Source organism: Streptomyces millisiae, from assembly GCF_031845425.1.
In the GTDB taxonomy this organism is placed as follows: Bacteria; Actinomycetota; Actinomycetes; order Streptomycetales; family Streptomycetaceae; genus Streptomyces; species Streptomyces millisiae.
In genome coordinates this window covers 1-472 of record NZ_JAVREM010000253.1, presented here as the reverse complement: position 1 = coordinate 472, position 472 = coordinate 1, and the positions used below count along the sequence as shown (strand labels likewise).

Below are 472 nucleotides of genomic sequence, written 5' to 3'. Positions count from 1 at the left end.
TGGGGCGGCCGAACTGCTCGCGAACCTTGACGTAGTCGGTGGCCATCCGGAGCGCCGCCCAGCCGACACCGACCGCTTCGGCGGCAGCGAGGATGCGAAACGCGGTGCGTGCCTTGGTGCTCGCGCCGGAGAGGATTCTTTCGGCGGGTAGCTCGACATCGCGCAGGGTGACATCGCCGATGCTGCGGGTGGTGTCCAGACCGGTGAGCGCGGTGACGGTCACGCCGTCGGCTTCCGCGTCCACCACGATCAGGTCTGCGCCGGCGGCCAGGACCAGCACACCGGCGTCGGGTGCTCCGGCGACGGCTCGAGCGGTGCCGTTGGCCACCGAGTCGCGACTGAGCGCGACATCTGACGAGAGGCCCACAGCACCAACGAGTTTCCCTTCCGCCAACGGGGGGATAAGGGCCCTGCGCAATACATCGGTGCCACAGCGGTCGATCACCAGAGCGGCGGTCGCAGTGGGTAGGAA

The 472-nt window shown here is 68.9% G+C and carries 1 pseudogene; it reads right to left on the bottom strand.

Annotated elements, in window-relative coordinates:
• Positions 1-328, bottom strand: a pseudogene (locus tag RNC47_RS36525) (acyl-CoA dehydrogenase family protein); the annotation flags it as partial.
• Between the last annotated feature and the right edge of the window lie 144 nt (positions 329-472).